The sequence below is a fragment of the Serratia sp. AS12 genome, assembly GCF_000214195.1.
Taxonomy (GTDB): Bacteria; Pseudomonadota; Gammaproteobacteria; order Enterobacterales; family Enterobacteriaceae; genus Serratia; species Serratia plymuthica.
In genome coordinates this window covers 1297301-1316531 of sequence record NC_015566.1, presented here as the reverse complement: position 1 = coordinate 1316531, position 19231 = coordinate 1297301, and the positions used below count along the sequence as shown (strand labels likewise).

Below are 19231 nucleotides of genomic sequence, written 5' to 3'. Positions count from 1 at the left end.
ATTTTTCGCGACGCGAATTATCAAATGAAAAATGAGAGAGATTTGTCAAAGTATGACAAAGAGCACATATCGATGAGATATCGTTACGTCGCTATGCAATGAGGGTGTCGAATAAAAAATTCAATAAAATCAGAATAAATACTGATACGAGGTCAATCAGAGACGATTAATGGTTTCAGCTTAATAAAAACCGTCAGCCAGAAAGGAAACTATGAGAGCGCTCTCCAAATGACATTAATTCGCATCACGAATATATAAGATAATATTAACTGAAGGATGCTTTATATCAAGGAATTGATGATTAACCGCTGTGATGAAAGTTTACAATCAGATTGATGAAATGAGGCATGAACCGAGGGGGGAAAAGAGGGGAACACCAAAAAAAAGCGCAACCGACGTTGCGCTTTCATCCATCAGCGGTGTATCACGCTCAGGCGTCGATTTTCGCCCAGGTGTCACGCAAGCCAACGGTGCGGTTAAACACCAGATGCTCAGCCGAAGAGTAACGGCTGTCGGCGCAGAAATAGCCTTCACGTTCGAACTGGTGGGCTTTTTCCGGCTGTGTGGTAGCCAGGCTTGGTTCCACGAAGCCATGCTTGATAACCAGCGACTCCGGGTTGATGGTAGCGAGGAAGTCCTCTGCCGCCGCCGGGTTCGGTACGTTGAACAGGCGATCGTACAAGCGGATTTCCGCCGGCAGCGCATGTGCAGCGGAGACCCAGTGGATCACGCCTTTCACCTTGCGGCCATCGGCAGGATCCTTGCTCAGCGTGTCCGCATCGTAGCTGCAGAAGATGGTGGTGATCTCACCCTCGGCATCCTTCTCAACGCGTTCAGCCTTGATCACATACGCATTGCGCAGACGCACTTCCTTGCCCAGCACCAGACGCTTGTATTGCTTGTTGGCTTCTTCGCGGAAGTCGGCACGATCGATATAAATCTCACTGCTGAACGGCACTTCGCGGCTGCCCATTTCCGGCTTGTTCGGGTGGTTTGGCATGGTGACCATTTCCACACCTTCCGCCCGGTTCTCGATGATCACTTTCACCGGATCCAGCACGGCCATCGCACGCGGCGCGTTCTCGTTCAGATCCTCACGAATGCAAGCCTCCAGCGCCACCATTTCAACGTTGTTATCCTGCTTGGTCACACCGATGCGCTGGCAAAACTCACGGATTGAAGCCGCGGTATAACCACGGCGACGCAGACCAGACACGGTCGGCATACGCGGGTCATCCCAGCCTTCAACGATGTTCTCGGTCACCAACTGGTTCAGTTTGCGCTTCGACATGATGGCGTACTCAAGATTGAGGCGCGAGAACTCGTACTGACGCGGATGACAAGGGATGGTGATGTTATCCAGCACCCAGTCATACAGACGGCGGTTGTCCTGGAACTCCAGCGTACACAGCGAATGGGTGATCCCTTCCAGCGCATCGGAAATGCAGTGGGTGAAATCGTACATCGGGTAGATGCACCACTTGTTGCCGGTCTGATGGTGTTCCGCAAATTTAATGCGGTACAGCACCGGATCGCGCATCACGATGAACGGTGAAGCCATGTCAATTTTGGCTCGCAGGCAGGCAGCGCCTTCGGCAAACTCGCCCTTGCGCATTTTCTCAAACAGCGCCAGATTCTCTTCCACGCTGCGGCCGCGATACGGGCTGTCTTTGCCAGGCGCCGTCAGGCTGCCGCGATATTCGCGGATCTGCTCAGGCGACAGTTCGTCGACATAGGCCAGACCTTTGTTGATCAGCTCAACCGCATAGTGGTGCAATTGATCGAAGTAATCCGAGGAGTAACGGACGTTGCCGCTCCACTCAAAGCCCAGCCACTCCACGTCGTGCTTGATTGACTCAACGAATTCGATGTCTTCTTTTACCGGGTTGGTGTCATCGAAACGCAGGTTGCACTGCCCCTGATAATCCTGGGCGATGCCGAAGTTCAGGCAGATGGATTTGGCATGGCCGATATGCAGATAGCCATTTGGCTCCGGCGGGAAACGGGTATGTACCGACGCGTGTTTCCCTGACGCCAGATCTTCATCGACGATCTGACGGATAAAATTGGTTGGGCGGGCTTCAGCCTCACTCATTTGACTATTCCTCAATGCAAAGCGCTACACATAACCGCCTATGATCCAACAAGCCACGCCCGGAAACAACCGTTTGTTTCACGAAAAATGCGCCGCGCTGCACCGCAATAGACCACAGCACCACAACGGGGCAAATTGCGCCCATAAAAAAGCGGGAAGAGATCGCTCTCTTCCCGCCAAAGGTAGGGTGTGCTCCGTCATGACTCGTTAAACACCCTGGGTACTACTCAGGTAAAAACACTTTACTTCTGGATGTCGAACAGCTTGGTCTGGCCGGCCACCACGGAACCGGTCGCCAGCGCCGCCAGACCTGCGTAGTCGTCAGAGTTGCTGACCACCACCGGGCTTATCATCGAACGGGCATTGGCGTTCAGGTAGTCCAGATCCAGCTCAAGAATCGGCTGGCCGGCTTTCACCTCAGCGCCCTCTTCTACCAGACGTTTGAAGCCCTGACCGTTCAGCGCTACGGTATCGATACCCATGTGCACCACGATCTCCGCGCCCTTGTCGGTTTCCAGGCAGAAGGCGTGGTTGGTGTTGAAGATTTTCACGATGGTGCCGTCAGCCGGCGCCACGACGGTTTTATCCGTTGGGCGAATCGCCAGGCCATCGCCTACCGCTTTGCTGGCAAAGGCTTCGTCAGGTACCTGATCCAGGGCCACGACTTCACCGGTCACCGGGGCCACCAGCGTCTCAAAAGCCACCTTCGGCGCATTAGGCACTGCTTGCGGCTTGGCTTCAGCAACAGGCGCGGCAGCCGGCGCTACAGTGGCAGCTATCGGACCTGCGGCGACCACGTTGCGCATGGCGCTGGCAATCAGCTCCGCACGGGTGCCGACAATCACTTGCACACTTTGTTTGTTCAGGCGGATCACCCCGGAAGCGCCCAGACGTTTCGCCACCGCGTCGTTCACCAGCGCAGAGTCTTTCACGTTCAGACGCAGACGGGTGATACAAGCGTCGATGCCGGTCAGGTTGTCAGAACCGCCGATGGCGCCCACGTAACGGCGTGCCAGGGTAGTGGTTTCGTTTTCGTCTTTACCGCCGTCGGTACCGACGTTGACGTCATAACCGTCGGTTTCGTCACCGGCAACCGCCAGTTCGCGCCCTGGGGTCATCAGGTTGAACTTGTTGATGGTGAAGCGGAACACCACGTAGTAAATGGCGAAGAACACCAGGCCCTGCGGGATCAGCATGTACCAGTGGGTCGCCAATGGGTTACGTGACGACAGCACCATATCCACCAGACCGGCGCTGAAGCCGAAACCGGCAATCCAGTGCATGCTGGCGGCGATGTATACCGAAATACCGGTCAGTATCGCGTGGATCACATACAACACTGGAGCCACGAACATGAAGGAGAATTCCAGCGGTTCGGTGATCCCGGTGAAGAAGGCGGCAAAGGCGCCCGCCATCATGATACCCAGCACTTTGGCTTTGTTTTCCGGACGTGCGCAGTGATAGATAGCCAGCGCCGCACCCGGCAGACCGAACATCATGATAGGGAAGAAGCCCGCCTGATAACGGCCGGTGATGCCGACAACCGCTTTACCGGATTCGATAGACTGCTGGCCGCCAAGGAAGTTAGGGATGTCGTTAATGCCGGCTACGTCGAACCAGAACACCGAGTTCAACGCATGATGCAGGCCGACCGGGATCAGCAGACGGTTAAAGAACGCATAAATACCTGCACCGGCGGAGCCCAACTTCTGAATGTGTTCACCGAAGTTAACCAGACCACCGAAGATCATCGGCCAGAGATACATCAGGATGAAGGCCACCAGGATCATCAGGAAGGAGATCAGGATAGGCACCAGACGGCGGCCGCTGAAGAACGACAGCGCCTTCGGCAGCTCAACGCTGCTAAAGCGGTTGTAGACTTCGGCGGAGATGATACCCACCAGAATACCGACGAACTGGTTCTCAATCTTGCCAAACGCGGCAGGCACCTGGTCGAGGGGAATTTTCTGAATCATCGACACGGCGGCCGGTGAACACAGGGTGGTTAATACCAGGAAGCCGACAAAGCCGGTCAGCGCAGCGGCGCCGTCCTTGTCTTTGGACATGCCGTAAGCCACACCGACGGCGAACAGCACCGACATGTGTTCGATAATGGCAGAACCGGATTTAATAAAGAAAGCAGCGAGAGCGTTAGAGGCGCCCCAACCAGTAGGGTCAATCCAATACCCGACGCCCATCAAGATCGCGGCGGCGGGCAGCGTGGCGACCGGCACCATCAAGGCGCGGCCCACTTTTTGCAAATAACTAAGAATGTTCACCTTTTCCCCCTATGTTGTCCGCGGACGGACCCTATTAGTAGTTTATTTAACTCTCTCACTACCTTTTAGAAATAACGCATGGCACGTATCACTCATGCGGAGTGTAAAAAAATTATTTCGTATCGCAAATTAAAAGCTCCTTTTTTGTGATTTATATCACCAAAAAGTAGTCTTAAGCTGCCACATTGCTAGCCATCACACAAAACTTATTTTATCATTCGAAAAATCATCGGGACTGACGCTTCACGTGAGAATCATAAAGTTGGATTACGCTTAGACTCTTATTCAGGCCCGTACAGTATAGCTTTAGTTTACTTACCCAAAGAGGTGTTAGATGAGACTTATCCCACTGAAAGATACCGCACAAGTCGGCAAATGGGCCGCCCGCCATATCGTCCAGCGCATCAACGCATTCAAGCCCACTGCGGAGCGTCCCTTTGTGCTCGGCCTGCCAACCGGCGGTACTCCGCTCGAAGCCTACAAACATCTGATTGCGATGCACAAAGCAGGTGAAGTAAGCTTTAAGCATGTTGTGACTTTCAACATGGATGAATACGTTGGCCTGCCGCAGGAGCACCCGGAAAGCTATCATACCTTCATGTACCGTAATTTCTTTGATCACGTTGATATTCCAAGTGAAAACATCAACCTGCTGAATGGCAATGCACCGGACGTTGACGTCGAATGCCGTAAGTACGAAGAAAAAATCAAATCTTACGGTAAAATCCACCTGTTTATGGGCGGCGTCGGCGTTGACGGTCATATCGCGTTTAACGAGCCGGCTTCATCACTGGCGTCGCGTACCCGCATCAAAACGCTGACTGAAGATACCCGCATCGCCAACTCTCGCTTCTTCGGCGGGGATGTTAGCCTGGTGCCGAAATACGCGCTGACCGTGGGCGTGGGTACGTTGCTTGACGCAGAAGAAGTGATGATCCTGGTGACCGGCCATGCCAAGGCACAGGCGTTGGAAGCCGCAGTGGAAGGCAATATCAACCATATGTGGACCATCAGTTGCCTGCAGCTGCACGCCAAGGCGGTTGTGGTGTGCGATGAACCTTCCACCATGGAACTGAAAGTCAAAACCGTTAAATACTTCCGCGAATTAGAAGCGGAAAGCGTTAAGAGTCTTTAATTTTTACAGGGGGCTACGATGTTCGCTTTAACCCAATGCCGGATTTTCACCGGCCACGACGTGCTTGACGACCATGCGGTAATCATCGCTGATGGACTGATTGAACGAGTCTGTCCGCTGGCTGAACTGCCGGCCGGCATGGAAACGCGCGATCTGGGTGGCGCTATCCTGGCCCCCGGATTGATCGACGTGCAGCTTAACGGCTGTGGCGGCGTACAATTTAACGATTCGCTGGAGGCCATTTCGGAAGAAACGCTGGAGATCATGCAGCGCGCCAACGAAAAATCCGGCTGCACCAGCTATCTGCCGACGCTGATCACCAGCAGCGACGAGTTTATGAAGCACAGCATCGAGGTGATGCGTACTTATCTGAAAAAACACCCGAATCAGGCGCTGGGTCTGCATCTGGAAGGGCCGTACCTCAGCCCGCTGAAAAAAGGCACCCACAACCCGGCGTTTATCCGCAAACCGACCCGCGAGATGATCGATTATCTGTGCGCCAACGCCGATGTGATCACCAAAGTCACGCTGGCACCGGAGATGGTGGAGCCGCACTTTATCAAACAGCTGACCGCGGCGGGCATCGTGGTCTCCGCCGGCCACTCGAACGCCACTTACGAGCAGGCCCGTACCGGCTTTGCCGCCGGCGTGACCTTCGCGACCCATCTGTATAACGCCATGCCGTATATCACCGGGCGCGAACCAGGGCTGATGGGGGCGATTTTCGATACGCCTGAAGTGTATACCGGCATCATTGCCGACGGGCATCACGTGGCCTGGGCGAGTATCCGTAACGCCAAGCGCATGAAAGGTGATAAATTGGTGCTGGTCACCGATGCCACCGCCCCGGCGGGCGCAGAGATTGACCAATTTATTTTTGCCGGTAAAACAATATACTATCGCGACGGGCTGTGCGTGGATGAGAACGGCACCCTGAGCGGCTCTGCGCTAACCATGATCGACGCGGTGAAAAATAGCGTAGAACATGTCGGCATTGCGCTGGACGAAGCGCTGCGGATGGCAACGTTGTATCCGGCGCGCGCCATCGGCGTAGACCACCTGTTAGGCACAATCGAAGCCGGCAAGGTGGCAAACCTGACCGCATTTACCCGTGATTTTAATATCACCAAAACGCTCGTTAACGGTAACGAGGTTTAACTTAATGAACAGCGAGTAAAATTATTGATGAGTACTGGCGGACAGGCACAAATAGGGAACGTTGACTTAGTCAAGCAACTCAACGGCGCAGCAGTGTACCGCCTGATCGACCAGCAGGGTCCGATCTCGCGCATTCAGATAGCCGAACTCAGCCAGCTAGCGCCCGCCAGTGTCACCAAGATTACTCGCCAGCTGTTGGAGCGCGGGCTGATCAAGGAAGTCGATCAGCAAGCCTCCACCGGCGGCCGTCGCGCCATTTCCATTGTCTCCGAAACTCGGCACTTCCACACCGTGGCGGTGCGTCTTGGGCGTCACGACGCCACCATCACCCTGTACGACATGAGCGGAAAATCGCTCGGTGAAGAACACTACCCGCTGCCGGAACGTACCCAGGAGACGCTGGAAAATGCGCTGTTCAACGCCATTGCGCAGTTTATCGAAAGCTACCAGCGCAAGCTGCGCGAACTGATCGCCATCGCGGTGATCCTGCCGGGCCTGGTTGATCCTGCGCTGGGCGTGGTGCGCTATATGCCGCACATCAGCGTCAACCACTGGCCGTTGGTAGATAACCTGCAGCAACGTTTCAACGTCACCAGCTTTGTCGGGCACGATATCCGCAGCCTGGCGCTGGCGGAGCATTATTTTGGCGCCACCCGTGACTGCGAAGACTCTATTCTGGTCCGTCTGCACCGGGGTACCGGTGCCGGCATTATCGTCAATGGCCAGATTTTCCTCGGCAATAACGGCAACGTCGGTGAAATCGGGCACATTCAGATCGATCCCTTGGGCGAACGCTGCCACTGCGGCAACTTCGGCTGCCTGGAAACCGTGGCCGCCAACGCCGCGATTGAACACCGCGTGCGCCATTTGCTGACCCAGGGTTATCCAAGCAAGCTGACGCTCGACGATTGCAGCATCACCGCCATCTGCAAAGCCGCCAACCGTGGCGATCTGCTGGCCAGCGAAGTGATCGAACACGTTGGCCGCTACCTCGGCAAAGCGGTGGCTATCGCCATTAACCTGTTTAATCCGCAAAAAGTGGTGATCGCCGGGGAAATTACCGAAGCCGAAAAAGTGCTGCTGCCGGCGATCCAAAGCTGCATCAATACTCAGGTACTGAAGGACTTCCGCAAAAATCTGCCGGTGGTCACTTCCGAACTCAATCATCGCTCGGCGATCGGCGCTTTCGCCCTGGCCAAGCGGGCGATGCTCAACGGCGTGCTATTGCAGCGATTGCTGGAAAGTTGAACCGCCGCTTCAGGCAGGTGTGCATCTTCGCTTTTTTGCCTGCCGTAAATCATGAGAAACAGCAACGATGACAATCAAGAACGTTATATGTGATATCGATGGCGTGCTGCTGCATGACAACACGCCGGTTCCCGGTGCCGATCTTTTTCTGGCGCGCATTCAGGAACAGGGCATGCCGCTGGTGGTGCTGACCAACTACCCGTCGCAGACCGCGCAGGACCTGGCGAACCGCTTTGCCGCCGCCGGGCTGGAAGTGCCTGAGAACGCGTTTTATACCTCCGCGATGGCCACCGCCGATTTTCTGCGCCGCCAGGAAGGCAAAAAAGCCTACGTGGTCGGTGAAGGCGCGTTGATTCACGAACTGTATAAGGCCGGTTTTACCATTACCGACATCAACCCGGACTTCGTGATTGTCGGCGAAACCCGCTCCTACAACTGGGATATGATGCACAAGGCCGCCTACTTCGTGAACAACGGTGCGCGCTTTATCGCCACCAACCCGGATAGCCATGGTCATGGCTTCACGCCGGCCTGTGGTGCGCTGTGCGCGCCTATCGAAAAGATCACCGGCCGCAAGCCGTTTTACGTCGGCAAGCCAAGCCCGTGGATCATTCGCGCTGCGCTGAACAAGATGCAGGCGCACTCGGAAGAAACGGTGATCGTGGGCGACAACCTGCGCACCGACATTCTGGCGGGCTTCCAGGCGGGTCTGGAAACCGTGCTGGTGCTGTCCGGCGTCTCGACGCTTAACGATGTCGAAACCATGCCGTTCCGTCCAAGCTATATTTTCCCCTCCGTAGCCGACATCACTATTTTTTAATGCCTGCGGCGGCCTCAATGGCCGCCTCTGCCCCATTACCTCAATAATAAAACCTTCGCCAGCGTGAATTTAATTTATTCATGAGCGCAAAAGGTTTCAGCCTGCCCTCGTTAAAAATCCGCACTATGTATTTACACCCCGCCAATCACTGAATTGCCGGCGAGTGAAAATACCCTTACTCAAAAAGATAACGAGGCCACAATGAGCACGAATAACATTATCAACGTACAAGCCGCAGACGCTGCTGCCGCAATGCCAGACCTGACCGGTAAAAAAATCCTGATGGGTTTTTGGCATAACTGGCTCGCCGGCGCCAGCGATGGTTACAAGCAAGGCAAATTCGTCAATATGGATCTGACCGATATTCCGCCTGAATATAATGTGGTGGCGGTCGCCTTTATGAAGGGTGAAGGCATTCCTACCTTCAAGCCTTACAACCTGTCCGACGCCGAGTTCCGCCGCCAGGTTGGCGTGCTGAACAGTCAGGGCCGGGCGGTGCTGATTTCACTGGGCGGCGCAGACGCGCACATCGAGTTGAAAACCGGCGATGAAGATAAGCTGAAAGATGAAATTATTCGTCTGGTAGAAACCTATGGCTTTGATGGCCTGGATATTGACCTGGAACAAGCAGCGATTGGCACAGCCAATAATAAAACCGTATTGCCCGCCGCGCTGAAAAAAGTTAAGGATTATTATGCTGCACAAGGCAAAAAATTCATTATCAGCATGGCGCCGGAATTCCCTTATTTGCGTACCAACGGCAGCTATCTGGATTATATTACCGCGCTCGAAGGCTATTATGACTTTATCGCGCCGCAGTTTTATAACCAGGGCGGCGATGGTATTTGGGTTGACGAACTCAATGCCTGGATCACCCAGGTTGACGATGCCAAAAAAGAAGAGTTTCTTTATTACCTGACCGAAAGCCTGGTTACCGGCACTCGCGGTTATACCAAGATCCCGGCGGCCAAGTTTGTGATCGGCCTGCCAAGTAACGTGGACGCAGCAGGAAGCGGCTATGTGATCAATCCGCAGGCGGTGTTCAACGCTTTCAAACGTCTGGATGCCAAAGGGCTGTCGATCAAGGGGCTGATGACCTGGTCAGTCAACTGGGACAACGGCAAAAGCAGCGCCGGCGTTGCCTATAACTGGGAATTCAAAACGCGCTATGCGCCGTTGATCCAGGGCGGCGTCACCCCGCCGCAGCCGGGAAAGCCTGATGCACCCACGGCGCTGACAGCCTCAGAACTGGCGGCTACCTCGCTGACACTGAGCTGGCGCGCTGCAACCGGCACCGCGCCGATAGCCAGTTACAGCGTTTACCGCAACGGCAACGCCATCGGCCAGACCGGCGGCCTTTCGCTGCAGGACAGCGGTCTGACCCCATCCACTCAATACAGCTATTTTGTCACCGCAACCGACAACCAGGGAAATACCTCACTGCCAAGCAGCGCGCTGGCGGTGAAAACCGCCGACGGCGGTACACCGCCTGAACCGGGCGTGACCGAGTGGCAGAGCAACCACAACTACAAGGCGGGCGATATAGTGACCTATAAAGGCAAAAAATACGCCTGCCTCCAGGCACACACCTCGAATCCCGGTTGGACGCCGGATGCCGCCTTCACCCTGTGGCAGTTGACCGCCTGATAGTCGGCAACGAGTCGCCGGTAAAATTGGCCGGCGACTCACTCATCCACCAAAAAAATGAACATTCTCTAATTAAAAACGATAAAAACTGAACATCCGCTAAAAATCGACATACCCCAAACAACTATTTTTCTGCGTAACGCTAAAACGCTTGCATCCCCTGCCGGTTTTGACGCATTTTCATAAACACAACGCAGCAAAACCGCGTCATCACTGATGAACCGGCCGCGCCGCCCATAACAGCAAATCAACATCACAGTCTAAAAAAGTCGTTAGGAGAGTCGTTATATGTGTTCTATTTTCGGTGTGCTCGATCTGAAGTCCGATCCCGTTGAACTGCGTAAGAAAGCGCTGGAGCTGTCTCGTCTGATGCGCCACCGCGGCCCGGACTGGTCCGGCGTTTACGCCAGCGATAAAGCCATTCTGGTGCATGAGCGCCTGTCGATTGTCGACGTCAACAATGGCGCCCAACCGCTGTACAACGCTGCGCACACCCACGTTTTGGCCGTAAACGGTGAGATCTATAACCACCAGTCACTGCGTCAAGAACTGGGCGAGCGCTACGAGTTCCAGACCGCTTCCGACTGTGAAGTGATCCTGGCGCTGTATCAGGAAAAAGGCATCGATTTCCTCGACGATTTGCAGGGCATGTTTGCCTTCGCCCTTTATGATTCAGAGAAGGACGCTTACCTGATTGGCCGCGATCACTTGGGCATTATCCCGCTCTACATGGGTCATGACGAATTCGGCAACCTGTATGTCGCCTCCGAAATGAAAGCGCTGGTGCCGGTCTGCCGCACCATCAAAGAATTCCCGGCGGGCAGCTATCTGTGGAGCCAGGACGGTGAGATCCGCGAATATTACCAGCGCGACTGGTTCGACTACGACAATGTCAAAGACAACGTGACCGATGCCAACGCATTGCGCAACGCGCTGGAAGATTCGGTGAAAAGCCACCTGATGTCCGACGTGCCGTACGGCGTACTGCTGTCTGGCGGCCTGGATTCTTCCGTGATCTCCGCCATTACCAAAAAATACGCCGCACGTCGTGTGGAAGATCAAGAGCGCAGCGAAGCCTGGTGGCCACAACTGCACTCCTTCGCCGTCGGCCTAGAAGGTTCACCGGATCTGCGCGCCGCGCAGGAAGTGGCCAACCATTTAGGCACCGTGCACCATGAAATTCATTTCACCGTGCAGGAAGGCCTGGATGCCATCCGCGACGTGATTTATCACATCGAAACCTACGACGTCACCACCATTCGCGCCTCCACGCCAATGTACTTGATGTCGCGTAAAATCAAAGCGATGGGCATCAAGATGGTGCTGTCCGGCGAAGGTGCGGACGAAGTATTCGGCGGTTATCTGTACTTCCATAAGGCGCCGGATGCGCGTGAGTTCCACGACGAGACCGTGCGTAAGCTGCTGGCGCTGCATATGTTTGACTGCGCACGCGCCAACAAGGCGATGTCCGCCTGGGGCGTGGAAGCCCGCGTACCCTTCCTGGATAAAAAATTCCTCGACGTGGCGATGCGCATCAACCCGAAAGATAAAATGTGCGGTAACGGCAAAATGGAAAAACACATCCTGCGCGAGTGTTTTGAATCCTATCTGCCGGCCAGCGTAGCCTGGCGCCAGAAAGAACAGTTCTCCGACGGCGTGGGCTACAGCTGGATCGACACGCTGAAAGAAGTCGCAGCGAAGCAAATCAGCGATCAACAGCTCGAAACCGCACGTTTCCGTTTCCCGTACAACACGCCGAGCTCAAAAGAAGGCTACCTGTATCGCGAAATCTTCGAAGAGCTGTTCCCACTGCCAAGCGCGGCCGAATGCGTACCTGGCGGCCCGTCAGTGGCTTGCTCTTCAGCGAAAGCCATCGAATGGGATGAATCCTTCAAAAAGATGGACGATCCTTCTGGTCGTGCAGTCGGCGTTCACCAGGCCGCCTATAAATAATCACTGTGAGTTTTATACCCAAGGCGGGCCTTCTGGCCCGCCTTTTTGTTGATGTTTTCAACCATTAATTGCCTGAATTGATGATTTTATCGCCATACTGTTCACAACCCAAACAAACGACGCATCCGGTCGCTTTTTCGGGAAAAAAATTGTTGACGCAAAACGGCCATATACGCATAATGCGCCCCGCAACGCCGATGAAGGTTGCGCGAAAAAAGATGGCTACGTAGCTCAGCTGGTTAGAGCACATCACTCATAATGATGGGGTCACAGGTTCAAATCCCGTCGTAGCCACCATCTTTTTTGCGGGAGTGGCGAAATTGGTAGACGCACTAGATTTAGGTTCTAGCGCCGCAAGGTGTGCGAGTTCAAGTCTCGCCTCCCGCACCATTTCTTTTCATCGAGTTGCAGGCATTAGATGGGGTATCGCCAAGCGGTAAGGCACTGGTTTTTGATACCAGCATTCCCTGGTTCGAATCCAGGTACCCCAGCCATTTTTTAAATGGTTTGATGCAGTAAGAAGAGGTTGAAAATTTGTTGATGGGGTATCGCCAAGCGGTAAGGCACTGGTTTTTGATACCAGCATTCCCTGGTTCGAATCCAGGTACCCCAGCCATCAACACTGTTGACTTTTAAGGTAAAATATCGAAAAATGGCTACGTAGCTCAGCTGGTTAGAGCACATCACTCATAATGATGGGGTCACAGGTTCAAATCCCGTCGTAGCCACCATATTTTACTGTTATACCATTGGGGTGTCGCCAAGCGGTAAGGCTCTGGTTTCTGATACCAGCATACCCAGGTTCGAATCCTGGCACCCCAGCCACATTTAGAAAAGCCCGCTTCGGCGGGCTTTTTGCTATCCTGCGTTCGTTGAAATCTCGTTAATGCGGGCGCAGCCTGTTGCGCCCGTACCAAGAAAATACCCCCTCGGCTACAGCCCCAATGCGTATTTCAGCGCATGTTCCTTCAGTTTGCCTGCCCGCTGGGCCGCCATCAGCGCAACATTACGCACCACGCTCAACGGTGCCAAATTATTGCTGAACGCGGTATAAAACAGATCCATGCCGCTTTGCATCAGCAGGTTATCGGTACGACGACGGCGCTGGTAGCGCATCAGGACCACTTCACTGCTCCAGTCCTCACCCTGCTCCCGGGCATCACTCAGTACCGCCAGCAACGCTTCCACATCGCGATAGCCCAGGTTCACCCCCTGCCCCGCTAACGGGTTGATGGTGTGTGCTGCATCACCGAGCAACGCCAACCCCGGAAGTACATAGCGCTGTGCGTGGCGGCGCACCAGCGGAAAGGCCCCGGCGGCATGTACTTTTACCGCTCCCAGGCGCGCCGGAAATGCTTCGGCAATTTCCCTCTCAAGCTGCGCCGGCGGCATCGCTTGCAACTGGCGGATGCGTTGCGGGCTGTCATACCACACCAGAGAAGCCCATTGATCATACAACGGCAGGAAAGCGCGCGGCCCGGAAGGGAAAAACTGCTGCCAGGTCACATCCTGTTGCGGCGCGCCGGTATCTACGGTGATCAACATGCAGGACTGGCGATATTGCCAACCGCTGGTACCGATGGCCGCCAAATTACGCACCTGCGAATTCGCACCGTCGGCACCCACCACCAACCGCGCCTGCAGCCTCTCAGAAGAGTCCAGCTCCAATTGCCAGTGGTGACCTTCCCGTTGCAGAGAACGCAGCCTGGCGGGGCAACAGAGTGTCAAATTGTCGCACTGTTCCATTTGCTGCCACAGCGCCAATTGCAAAATCCGATTTTCCACCATAAAGCCCAGTTCAGGCAGCCCCAGCGAAGCCGCGTCAAACGCCACGCGTGAAGACGCCCATTCCCAGGTTTCCAATCGGCGATACGGTGCCACGCGCATACCCGCCACCGCTTGCCAGACGCCAAGCTGCTTGAGCAACCCTACCGAAGTGCAGCCAATGGCTGAAATACGCAGATCCGGCGGGCTTTGGGCATCGAATGCCTGCGGCGGCTGATGTTCCAGCAACGCCACCGACCAACCGGCCTGCGCCAATCCCAGCGCCGCCGCCGCGCCGACCATCCCGCCGCCTACCACTACGGCGTCATACCTTTTTTGAGATGTGTTCATTTTGGCCATGTTTTCTTAGTGAATTATCGCCATCCCAACGGGCACGGCGTTTGGCATCAGTGTACCGGATTTTTAATTGCGCATCAGGTCGCATACCGTTTTCCCCGCGCTGGTCACAACGGCGCCAAATGATTACAATACGCCCCCTGCATGTCGCGTATCGCAACTTTCGCTCCGCACTGAATAATGGCAAGTCAATGACCAAAAAACTGCATATCAAAACCTGGGGCTGCCAGATGAATGAATATGATTCATCAAAAATGGCAGACTTACTGGGAAGCACACACGGTTTCGAATGGACCGACAACGCTGAAGAAGCGGATGTACTGTTGCTGAATACCTGCTCAATCCGTGAAAAAGCGCAGGAAAAAGTTTTCGCCATGTTAGGGCGCTGGAAACTGCTGAAAGAAAAGAACCCGGCGTTGATCATCGGCGTTGGCGGCTGCGTGGCTTCTCAGGAAGGCGAACACATTCGCAGCCGAGCACCTTGCGTCGACGTTGTGTTTGGCCCGCAGACCTTGCACCGCCTGCCGGAAATGATCAACCACGTGCGCGGCACCCGCAGCCCAATCGTCGACATCAGCTTCCCGGAGATCGAGAAGTTCGACCGCCTGCCGGAACCGCGCGCCGAAGGCCCAACCGCCTTTGTCTCCATTATGGAAGGCTGCAACAAATACTGTACTTTCTGCGTGGTGCCTTACACCCGCGGCGAGGAAGTGAGTCGCCCAAGCGATGACGTGCTGTTCGAGATCGCCCAACTGGCGGCGCAGGGCGTGCGTGAAGTGAACCTGCTCGGCCAGAACGTCAACGCCTACCGTGGTGCCACCTACGACGGCGGCATCTGTTCGTTTGCCGAACTGCTGCGTTTGGTGGCAGCGATTGACGGCATCGACCGTATCCGTTTCACCACCAGCCATCCGATCGAATTCACCGACGACATCATCGCGGTGTATCAAGACACGCCAGAACTGGTCAGCTTCCTGCATCTCCCGGTACAGAGCGGCTCAGATCGCATACTGACCATGATGAAACGCGCACACACCGCATTGGAATACAAAGCGATCATTCGCAAGCTGCGCAAAGCGCGCCCGGCTATCCAACTCAGCTCTGACTTTATCATCGGCTTCCCGGGGGAAACCCAGGCCGACTTCGAACAAACCATGAACCTTGTCGCCGAAATTAACTTCGACGCCAGCTTCAGTTTTATCTATTCGTCACGCCCGGGCACCCCGGCGGCCGATATGGTGGACGACGTCAGCGAAGACGAAAAGAAACAGCGCCTGTATATCCTGCAGGATCGCATCAACCAGCAGGTGATGCAGTTCAGCCGCCGCATGCTCGGTACCGTGCAGCGTATTCTGGTTGAAGGCACCTCACGCAAAAGCGTGATGGAGCTGGCCGGTCGTACCGAATGCAACCGTATGGTGAACTTTGAAGGCACACCGGATATGATCGGCCAATTCGTTGATGTGGAAATCACCGAGGTAATGACCAACACACTGCGTGGCGCAGTGGTGCGTACCGAACAGCAGATGGATCTGCGCGTACATGAATCCCCGCAGTCGGTGATCGCCCGTACCCGCAAAGAAAATGCGCTGGGTGTCGGCACTTACCAGCCCTGACGCCGTTTCGGCATTGCCGTAAGCCGTGGCGCCCGTCGCCACGTTAACGTTTATCCTTATTATTTCTCCGCCGGGCGCTTGCGTCCGGTGATGTTCTTTTTTGTTTTTTATTATTAAGAGGCGACATAGCATGCAACTCCCACACTGCCCGAAGTGCAACTCCGAATACACCTATCAGGACAATGCGATGTTTATCTGCCCTGAATGTGCCCATGAGTGGAGCGACAGCGCGCCTGCAGCGGACAGCGATACCTTGATTGTCAAAGACGCCAACGGCAACCTGCTGGCCGACGGCGATGCCGTGACCGTAGTGAAAGATCTGAAGGTCAAAGGCAGTTCCTCGATGCTGAAAATTGGTACCAAGGTGAAGAACATTCGCCTGGTGGAAGGCGACCACAACATTGACTGTAAAATCGATGGTTTTGGCCCGATGAAGCTGAAATCCGAATTCGTGAAAAAGAACTGATCCCCACACAATTACGCGGCTGTTTTTGCCGCGTTTTTTCCTCTCCCGGCCCTTGAATTACGCCGCCGGCGCACAGATAGATCATGGGTAAACTTGCGCCAGTGCGGCGCACCATGAATAATTCAAGGTAGAAACGTCAGGGTTTGCCCTGAATGCGCGTACCGAAAATCAACCAGGCCCGATGTGAGCCTTGAGGAATAGTTTGAACGTCGCAACACAAGAAATTTTGTTAGAGCCGGCAGACAATAAGCGATTGCTCAGCCTGTGCGGCCCATTTGATGACAATATCAAACAGATCGAACGCCGGTTGGGGATCGAGATCAACCGCCGTGACAACCGTTTTAAATTGGTTGGCAAAAACCCGTGCGTGGTTGCCGCCGCCGATATCTTGCGCCACCTGTACGTGGACACCGCGCCCATTCGCGGCGTGATCCCGGATATCGACCCGGAACAGATCCATCTGGCGATCAAAGAAAGCCGGGTGCTTGAGCAGGTAGCCGACAGCGTACCGGATTACGGCAAAGCGGTGACTATCAAAACCAAGCGCGGCATGGTGAAACCGCGCACGCCGAATCAGGCGCAGTACATCGCCAATATTCTCGATCACGACATCACTTTCGGGATTGGGCCGGCGGGTACCGGGAAAACCTATCTGGCCGTCGCCGCTGCGGTAGACGCCCTGGAGCGCCAGGAGATTCGCCGCATTCTGCTGACGCGCCCGGCGGTTGAAGCCGGTGAAAAACTGGGCTTCCTGCCGGGGGATCTGAGTCAGAAGGTCGATCCTTACCTGCGCCCACTGTACGACGCCCTGTTCGAAATGCTGGGCTTTGAGCGCGTGGAGAAGTTGATCGAACGCAACGTGATTGAGGTTGCGCCGCTGGCATACATGCGCGGCCGCACCCTGAACGATGCGTTTATCATTCTCGATGAGAGCCAGAACACCACCATCGAACAGATGAAGATGTTCCTGACGCGCATCGGCTTCAACTCGAAGGCGGTGATTACCGGTGACGTGACGCAGATTGACCTGCCGCGTAACCAGAAATCCGGCCTTCGCCATGCGATAGAAGTCCTGTCGGATGTCGAAGAACTGAGCTTCAACTTCTTCCATAGCGAAGACGTGGTGCGCCACCCGGTGGTAGCACGCGTGGTTATCGCCTATGAAGCCTGGGAAGCCGCCGAACAAAAACGCAAAGACGCGATTGCCGAACAACGTAAGCACGAGGCCATCATCGCCTCCGGGCAGGAGACACTATGAGCCAGGTGATTTTGGATCTGCAGATTGCCTGTGCAGACAGCAACGGCCTGCCGGACGAAGCCACCTTCCAGCGTTGGCTGGAAGGCGTGCTGCCGCAGTTTCAGGAAGAGGCCGAGGTCACCATTCGCCTGGTGGACGAAGCCGAAAGCAACGAACTGAACCTGACCTACCGCGGGAAGGACAAACCGACCAACGTGCTGTCCTTCCCGTTCGAAGCCCCACCGGGTATCGAGCTGCCGCTGCTCGGCGATCTGATCATCTGCCGTCAGGTCGTTGAACAGGAAGCGGTTGAGCAAGACAAGGCGCTGGAGGCCCACTGGGCGCATATGGTTGTCCATGGCAGCCTTCATCTGCTAGGGTATGACCACATCGAAGACGATGAAGCCGAAGAAATGGAGTCTTTGGAAACCGAAATCATGCACGGCCTGGGCTATCCGGACCCGTACCTGGCGGAAAAAGACCCCCTCTGACGTCAGCTGATTCCCCGCAGCCCCTGTAAGGGGCTGTCGCTGACGCCCCTAACTCTTACATGAGTGATATTAACTAAAACGCCATGAGCGACGACCATTCACAAAGCAATGACAGCCCCAGTCCCAAGAAGGGGTTCTTTACTCTCATCCTTAACCAGCTGTTCCACGGCGAACCGAAAAACCGTGGCGATCTGGTAGAGCTGATCCGTGATTCCGAGCAAAACGACCTGATCGATCCCGATACCCGAGACATGCTGGAAGGCGTGATGGATATCGCCGAGCAGCGCGTGCGCGATATCATGATCCCGCGTTCCCAGATGGTCACGCTCAAGCGTAACCAGACTCTGGAAGAGTGCCTGGACGTGATTATTGAATCCGCCCACTCGCGCTTCCCGGTGATCAGCGAAGATAAAGATCACATCGAAGGCATTCTGATGGCCAAGGATCTGCTGCCGTTTATGCGCGCAGAGTCTGAGCCGTTCAGCATCGATAAGGTGCTGCGCACCGCGGTGGTGGTGCCCGAAAGCAAGCGGGTTGATCGGATGCTGAAGGAGTTCCGCTCCCAGCGCTATCATATGGCGATTGTCATTGACGAATTCGGCGGCGTTTCCGGCCTGGTCACCATCGAAGACATTCTGGAACTGATTGTCGGCGAAATCGAAGACGAATATGACGACGAGGAAGATCTGGATATCCGCCAGCTTAGCCGCCATATGTATACCGTGCGGGCATTGGCACCGATTGAAGACTTCAACGAGGCCTTTAATACGCACTTCAGCGACGACGAGGTCGACACCATCGGCGGCCTGGTGATGCAGGCCTTCGGGCACCTGCCTGCGCGCGGGGAAACCATTGAAATCGAAGGTTACCTGTTTAAGGTTGCGATGGCCGACAGTCGACGTATCATCCAGGTTCATGTAAAAATTCCGGACGACTCTCCGCAACCGAAACTGGAAGACTAAATC

The 19231-nt window shown here is 55.0% G+C and carries 14 protein-coding genes and 6 tRNA genes; 17 read left to right on the top strand and 3 right to left on the bottom strand.

Annotated elements, in window-relative coordinates; translation table 11 throughout:
- Nucleotides 1-430: 430 nt before the first annotated feature.
- Together glnS and nagE are read right to left on the bottom strand one after the other, a co-directional pair.
- A complete protein-coding gene (gene glnS / locus SERAS12_RS06095; protein ID WP_013811893.1) occupies nucleotides 431-2095 on the bottom strand; it encodes a glutamine--tRNA ligase in 1665 nt (554 codons plus the stop codon).
- Between the two features lie 242 nt (nucleotides 2096-2337).
- A complete protein-coding gene (gene nagE, locus SERAS12_RS06090; protein ID WP_013811892.1) occupies nucleotides 2338-4374 on the bottom strand; it encodes an N-acetylglucosamine-specific PTS transporter subunit IIBC in 2037 nt (678 codons plus the stop codon).
- Nucleotides 4375-4708: 334 nt separating this feature from the next.
- On the opposite strand from nagE, the gene nagB reads away from it, so the two are divergent.
- The 12 genes from nagB (at nucleotide 4709) to SERAS12_RS06030 (ending at nucleotide 13160) form a co-directional block, all read left to right on the top strand.
- Nucleotides 4709-5509, top strand: coding sequence for a glucosamine-6-phosphate deaminase (gene nagB, locus SERAS12_RS06085; RefSeq protein ID WP_013811891.1), 801 nt, complete (start codon nucleotides 4709-4711; stop codon nucleotides 5507-5509).
- Nucleotides 5510-5527: 18 nt separating this feature from the next.
- Nucleotides 5528-6667 (top strand): N-acetylglucosamine-6-phosphate deacetylase, encoded by a 1140-nt coding sequence (gene nagA / locus SERAS12_RS06080; protein ID WP_013811890.1) that lies wholly within the window; start codon nucleotides 5528-5530, stop codon nucleotides 6665-6667.
- A 27-nt stretch (nucleotides 6668-6694) separates the two neighbouring features.
- Nucleotides 6695-7915, top strand: coding sequence for an N-acetylglucosamine repressor (locus SERAS12_RS06075; RefSeq protein WP_013811889.1), 1221 nt, complete (start codon nucleotides 6695-6697; stop codon nucleotides 7913-7915).
- A gap of 67 nt (nucleotides 7916-7982) precedes the next feature.
- On the top strand, nucleotides 7983-8735 hold the full coding sequence (locus SERAS12_RS06070) for an HAD-IIA family hydrolase (protein ID WP_013811888.1): 753 nt from the start codon (nucleotides 7983-7985) through the stop codon (nucleotides 8733-8735).
- A 201-nt stretch (nucleotides 8736-8936) separates the two neighbouring features.
- Nucleotides 8937-10382, top strand: coding sequence for a carbohydrate-binding protein (locus SERAS12_RS06065; RefSeq protein ID WP_013811887.1), 1446 nt, complete (start codon nucleotides 8937-8939; stop codon nucleotides 10380-10382).
- Between the two features lie 288 nt (nucleotides 10383-10670).
- The gene (gene asnB / locus SERAS12_RS06060) at nucleotides 10671-12335 is read left to right on the top strand and encodes an asparagine synthase B (RefSeq protein WP_013811886.1); all 1665 of its coding nucleotides are present in this window, start codon (nucleotides 10671-10673) and stop codon (nucleotides 12333-12335) included.
- A gap of 220 nt (nucleotides 12336-12555) precedes the next feature.
- A tRNA-Met gene (locus SERAS12_RS06055) sits at nucleotides 12556-12632 on the top strand.
- Between the two features lie 8 nt (nucleotides 12633-12640).
- A tRNA-Leu gene (locus SERAS12_RS06050) sits at nucleotides 12641-12725 on the top strand.
- 29 nt (nucleotides 12726-12754) lie between these two features.
- A tRNA-Gln gene (locus tag SERAS12_RS06045) sits at nucleotides 12755-12829 on the top strand.
- A gap of 47 nt (nucleotides 12830-12876) precedes the next feature.
- Nucleotides 12877-12951 (top strand) — tRNA-Gln (locus SERAS12_RS06040).
- A gap of 38 nt (nucleotides 12952-12989) precedes the next feature.
- Nucleotides 12990-13066: transfer RNA gene (locus SERAS12_RS06035), tRNA-Met, on the top strand.
- A 19-nt stretch (nucleotides 13067-13085) separates the two neighbouring features.
- A tRNA-Gln gene (locus SERAS12_RS06030) sits at nucleotides 13086-13160 on the top strand.
- A 108-nt stretch (nucleotides 13161-13268) separates the two neighbouring features.
- Here the strand turns inward: SERAS12_RS06030 and ubiF are convergent.
- Nucleotides 13269-14450, bottom strand: a complete 1182-nt coding sequence (gene ubiF / locus SERAS12_RS06025) for a 3-demethoxyubiquinol 3-hydroxylase (protein WP_041416540.1) — start codon at nucleotides 14448-14450, stop codon at nucleotides 13269-13271.
- Nucleotides 14451-14647: 197 nt separating this feature from the next.
- Here ubiF and miaB point away from each other — a divergent pair, with 197 nt between their 5' ends.
- The 5 genes from miaB to corC all read left to right on the top strand — a co-directional run bounded on the left by miaB (nucleotide 14648) and on the right by corC (nucleotide 19228).
- Nucleotides 14648-16072: a tRNA (N6-isopentenyl adenosine(37)-C2)-methylthiotransferase MiaB gene (miaB, locus tag SERAS12_RS06020; protein ID WP_013811884.1), complete on the top strand. Its 1425-nt coding sequence runs from the start codon at nucleotides 14648-14650 to the stop codon at nucleotides 16070-16072.
- A gap of 130 nt (nucleotides 16073-16202) precedes the next feature.
- The gene (locus SERAS12_RS06015; RefSeq protein ID WP_013811883.1) at nucleotides 16203-16538 is read left to right on the top strand and encodes a zinc ribbon domain-containing protein YjdM; all 336 of its coding nucleotides are present in this window, start codon (nucleotides 16203-16205) and stop codon (nucleotides 16536-16538) included.
- Between the two features lie 202 nt (nucleotides 16539-16740).
- Nucleotides 16741-17796: a PhoH family protein gene (locus SERAS12_RS06010; protein WP_004949638.1), complete on the top strand. Its 1056-nt coding sequence runs from the start codon at nucleotides 16741-16743 to the stop codon at nucleotides 17794-17796.
- A complete protein-coding gene (gene ybeY, locus SERAS12_RS06005; RefSeq protein ID WP_004949634.1) occupies nucleotides 17793-18266 on the top strand; it encodes an rRNA maturation RNase YbeY in 474 nt (157 codons plus the stop codon). The genes SERAS12_RS06010 and ybeY overlap by 4 nt, the downstream gene beginning before the upstream one ends.
- Nucleotides 18267-18349: 83 nt before the next feature.
- Nucleotides 18350-19228 (top strand): CNNM family magnesium/cobalt transport protein CorC, encoded by an 879-nt coding sequence (gene corC / locus SERAS12_RS06000; protein ID WP_006319913.1) that lies wholly within the window; start codon nucleotides 18350-18352, stop codon nucleotides 19226-19228.
- Nucleotides 19229-19231 lie beyond the last annotated feature (3 nt).

Coding starts and splice junctions, on each gene's coding strand:
- corC (WP_006319913.1), top strand. CDS start 18,350: ATGAGCGACGACCATTCACAAAGCAATGACAGCCCCAGTCCCAAGAAG.
- glnS (WP_013811893.1), bottom strand. CDS start 2,095: ATGAGTGAGGCTGAAGCCCGCCCAACCAATTTTATCCGTCAGATCGTC.
- ybeY (WP_004949634.1), top strand. CDS start 17,793: ATGAGCCAGGTGATTTTGGATCTGCAGATTGCCTGTGCAGACAGCAAC.
- nagB (WP_013811891.1), top strand. CDS start 4,709: ATGAGACTTATCCCACTGAAAGATACCGCACAAGTCGGCAAATGGGCC.
- SERAS12_RS06015 (WP_013811883.1), top strand. CDS start 16,203: ATGCAACTCCCACACTGCCCGAAGTGCAACTCCGAATACACCTATCAG.
- asnB (WP_013811886.1), top strand. CDS start 10,671: ATGTGTTCTATTTTCGGTGTGCTCGATCTGAAGTCCGATCCCGTTGAA.
- SERAS12_RS06070 (WP_013811888.1), top strand. CDS start 7,983: ATGACAATCAAGAACGTTATATGTGATATCGATGGCGTGCTGCTGCAT.
- miaB (WP_013811884.1), top strand. CDS start 14,648: ATGACCAAAAAACTGCATATCAAAACCTGGGGCTGCCAGATGAATGAA.
- ubiF (WP_041416540.1), bottom strand. CDS start 14,450: ATGAACACATCTCAAAAAAGGTATGACGCCGTAGTGGTAGGCGGCGGG.
- SERAS12_RS06075 (WP_013811889.1), top strand. CDS start 6,695: ATGAGTACTGGCGGACAGGCACAAATAGGGAACGTTGACTTAGTCAAG.
- SERAS12_RS06065 (WP_013811887.1), top strand. CDS start 8,937: ATGAGCACGAATAACATTATCAACGTACAAGCCGCAGACGCTGCTGCC.
- nagA (WP_013811890.1), top strand. CDS start 5,528: ATGTTCGCTTTAACCCAATGCCGGATTTTCACCGGCCACGACGTGCTT.